The organism is Yersinia aldovae ATCC 35236, assembly GCF_000173735.1.
Classification (GTDB): Bacteria; Pseudomonadota; Gammaproteobacteria; order Enterobacterales; family Enterobacteriaceae; genus Yersinia; species Yersinia aldovae.
In genome coordinates this window covers 1-3,110 of sequence record NZ_ACCB01000080.1, presented here as the reverse complement: position 1 = coordinate 3,110, position 3,110 = coordinate 1, and the positions used below count along the sequence as shown (strand labels likewise).

The following is a 3,110-nucleotide window of genomic DNA, read 5'->3' as shown; positions in this document are numbered from 1 at the left end:
CTTGACCGCATCATGGCGGGCTTCAATGGCACCCACCGCGCCAAGACCTCTAACCGTGCACAAAATCCATTGTTGCAGGATATCGCGCCGGGCTGGTTGCAGAAGTATCGCACCAATGCACCGGCGCGCGTGATGGATTCGTTTACGGCTAAGGACGGTACTGTCACCGATAAAATTACCGTGGGTGACAAGGGTAACTACGTCAATCTGGATGCACTGGTGATGGATGCTGCCAGCTCAATGATTGCCGAGTGGTATCAAGAAGACCCTGAGCTAGTCGTCATTACGGGTCGCCAGTTGATGCAAGATAAATACTTCCCGCTGGTCAACAAAGTGCAAGACAACAGCGAAACCCTCGCCGCTGATCTGATTATCAGCCAGAAGCGTATCGGCAATTTGCCTGCTGTCCGTGCGCCTTATTTTCCCCCCAACGCATTCATGATCACCCGCCTCGATAACCTCTCTATCTACTGGCTGGAAGATTCGCACCGCCGCCATATTGATGAGAACGCCAAGCGTGACCGTATCGAAAACTACGAATCCATTAAACAGGATTATGTGGTGGAGGATTACGCCTGCGGCTGTCTGGTGGAAAACATCGAGATTTTACCGGCAAAAAGTGGCGGTGAAACCGTAAGGGGTGCAAGCGCGTTGATGGTATCTGATGCCCCGAACTATGACGGTCTTGCCGCCGCGATCATGGCTGCGGTAAACGTTGCGGCTAACCCGAATGAAGCCCAACCGGAAGCCACCACCGACGCGCAGACCGCGACGGAAAGCGCTCCCGAAACACCGGCAACCAAAGGGAGCAAATAAGCCATGACCAGTCCTGCGCGCCGCCACTTTCTGAGGCAGTCGGCTATTGCCGCCTCACAGCAGCGGGATAATCCGCTGCGCCATGCCACCGGCTACGAGTTGATGTTGCTCAAGCTCAATGAGGATAAACGCAAACTGAAACAGGTGCGTTCAAATGAGCGTAAAGCCGAACTGAAGCGGCAGTTATTGCCGGATTACCTGCCGTGGATCTCTGGCGTGTTAAGTGAGGGGAAAGGCGCGCAGGACGCCATTGTAATGACCATCATGATTTGGCGGCTGGATGCCGGGGATATCCCCGGTGCACTGGATATCGCCCGTTATGCCCTGCGTTATCAGTTAGTGCCAACTGACCGCTTTACCCGTTCGACCGCTTACCTGATTGCCGAGGAAGTCGCGGACGCTGCGGCGCGCGCCTATGCCACCGGTAAGCCGATTGATATTGAGCCTCTGCTGCAAACCATTGAGCTGATGGAAGAGGAAGACATGCCCGACCAAGTCCGGGCCAAGCTGCACAAAATCACCGGTTATGTGTTGCGTGACAGTGGCCGGGGCGAGTTGGCCCTGTCCCATCTTCACCGTGCACTCCAACTGCATACCGGTTGTGGCGTCAAAAAAGACATTGAGCGACTGGCCGTGAAGTTAAAGAACGCCGCCAGCCGCTAACCCGAACGCTCCCCGAGCCGGGCGGCACGATGGCCGCAACCGATTTTATCGTGTTAACGCCGTCGTCCACCGCCCACCCATTCTGCTATTGAGGTTGCCATGACCACTGTTGTTATCCCCGCGCCACGGCCTGACAAAACGGCCGAACCGGTGATTGAAAATACCTTTTTCTGGCCTGCGGTTGACCCGATAAAGCTGCGCGAGTTGTTGCGCCTTGAGGGAACCGTCACCGCCGAGCGCCTGCGCTTCACCATCAAGGGCGCTATTGCCGAGGTTAACGCCGAACTGTACGAATACCGCCGTGACCAGATGGCCGCTGGCTTTAAAACATTGGCCGAGGTACAGGCCGAACAACTGGACGGCGAGAGTATCCAGTTGGCCGAGTACCAGCGAGCCGTCTGCGCCATCACTGCCGCACTGTTGGCCGAGCGTTATCGCGGCTATGACGCCAGCGCGCGTGGTGATAAACGCGCGCTGGCCATCGAAAGCACCGTTGATGAGTTGTGGCGTGATGCACGAATTAGCATTCGCAACATTGCCGGGAAGTCTCACAGCATTATTGGCCTTATCTGATGCAGGTCAACGCGTTGCAAGGCGACACGCTCGACGCATTGTGCTGGCGCTATTACGGGCGCACGCAAGATGTGCTGGAGCAAGTCTATGACGCAAATCCGGGGCTGTCGGAACTGGGGGCCATTCTGCCGCATGGTTATCCGGTGGAGTTGCCCGATATGGCCCCGGCGGCCCAACGTGAAACCGTTCAATTATGGGATTGAAAATGGAGAAAATCAGCTCTGCGCTGGCCTATGTCTTGGCGCTGGCACTGGCGTTTATTGGTGCACTGAGTCCACAAGATATCGCCTTTTATGTGGCGGCGGTGGCCGCTGCTGCCACCTGTCTTATCAACTGGTACTACCGGCGCAAGAGCTATTTCTTGCTGAAAGAGTTGGGTATCAGGCGGGAGGTGTTCGATGAACTCAATCGTTAAGCGCTGTCTGGTCGGGGTCATTCTGACGCTGGCCGCCACCTTGCCAAACTACCAGACGCTCAACACATCGGCCGCCGGGCTAAAACTGATTGCCGATTATGAGGGTTGCCAGCTCAACGCCTATCAGTGCAGCGCCAACGTGTGGACAAATGGTATCGGTCACACCGCCGGGGTGAAGCCGGGCAGTGTTATCAGTGAGCGACAGGTGGCGGCCAATCTGGTGGCCGATGTGCAGCGGGTCGAACGGGCTATGGCGGTGTGTATGCCGGTTGCCATACCGCAACCGGTCTATGACGCCGTGGTGTCGTTTGCCTTTAACGTCGGTACCGGGGCTGCCTGTCGCTCGACGCTGGCCTTTTATATCAACAAGGGCGACTGGCGCAACGCCTGCAATCAGTTACCGCGCTGGGTGTACGTCAATGGCGTGAAAACCAAAGGGCTGGAGCGCCGCCGCACCACTGAACAAACACATTGCCTGAGCGGGGTCTGATATGCGCACATTACTTCTGTTATGGGTATGGGTTTTGATGATGGGTTTACTCGCGTGGCACGCCCATAGCCTGAAAAAAGAGTTAGACAGCGCCAAGACTGAGATTAGCACCTTATCGGCCGGGATTGAGAGCCGGGACAACGTGATCACCCG

The 3,110-nt window shown here is 56.4% G+C and carries 6 protein-coding genes; all 6 read left to right on the top strand.

What is annotated here, in order from left to right:
* On the top strand, positions 1-816 hold an 816-nt coding region (locus YALDO0001_RS19135), incomplete at its 5' end, for a P2 family phage major capsid protein (protein ID WP_042840622.1).
* A 3-nt stretch (positions 817-819) separates the two neighbouring features.
* The gene (locus tag YALDO0001_RS19130; RefSeq protein ID WP_004705599.1) at positions 820-1,479 is read left to right on the top strand and encodes a phage terminase small subunit; all 660 of its coding nucleotides are present in this window, start codon (positions 820-822) and stop codon (positions 1,477-1,479) included.
* A gap of 99 nt (positions 1,480-1,578) precedes the next feature.
* Positions 1,579-2,052 carry a head completion/stabilization protein gene (locus tag YALDO0001_RS19125; protein WP_004705598.1) on the top strand — a complete coding sequence of 158 codons (474 nt, stop codon included), beginning with the start codon at positions 1,579-1,581 and terminating at the stop codon, positions 2,050-2,052.
* Positions 2,052-2,255, top strand: a complete 204-nt coding sequence (locus YALDO0001_RS19120) for a tail protein X (protein ID WP_011192217.1) — start codon at positions 2,052-2,054, stop codon at positions 2,253-2,255. The genes YALDO0001_RS19125 and YALDO0001_RS19120 overlap by 1 nt, the downstream gene beginning before the upstream one ends.
* A 2-nt stretch (positions 2,256-2,257) precedes the next feature.
* On the top strand, positions 2,258-2,467 hold the full coding sequence (locus tag YALDO0001_RS19115) for an HP1 family phage holin (protein ID WP_004705597.1): 210 nt from the start codon (positions 2,258-2,260) through the stop codon (positions 2,465-2,467).
* Positions 2,451-2,957: a lysozyme gene (locus tag YALDO0001_RS19110; protein ID WP_042840621.1), complete on the top strand. Its 507-nt coding sequence runs from the start codon at positions 2,451-2,453 to the stop codon at positions 2,955-2,957. The genes YALDO0001_RS19115 and YALDO0001_RS19110 overlap by 17 nt, the downstream gene beginning before the upstream one ends.
* Positions 2,958-3,110: the final 153 nt, after the last annotated feature.

Excerpts from the sequence above, each read along its gene's own strand:
- YALDO0001_RS19130 (WP_004705599.1), top strand. The coding sequence starts at position 820 with ATGACCAGTCCTGCGCGCCGCCACTTTCTGAGGCAGTCGGCTATTGCC.
- YALDO0001_RS19125 (WP_004705598.1), top strand. The coding sequence starts at position 1,579 with ATGACCACTGTTGTTATCCCCGCGCCACGGCCTGACAAAACGGCCGAA.
- YALDO0001_RS19120 (WP_011192217.1), top strand. The coding sequence starts at position 2,052 with ATGCAGGTCAACGCGTTGCAAGGCGACACGCTCGACGCATTGTGCTGG.
- YALDO0001_RS19115 (WP_004705597.1), top strand. The coding sequence starts at position 2,258 with ATGGAGAAAATCAGCTCTGCGCTGGCCTATGTCTTGGCGCTGGCACTG.
- YALDO0001_RS19110 (WP_042840621.1), top strand. The coding sequence starts at position 2,451 with ATGAACTCAATCGTTAAGCGCTGTCTGGTCGGGGTCATTCTGACGCTG.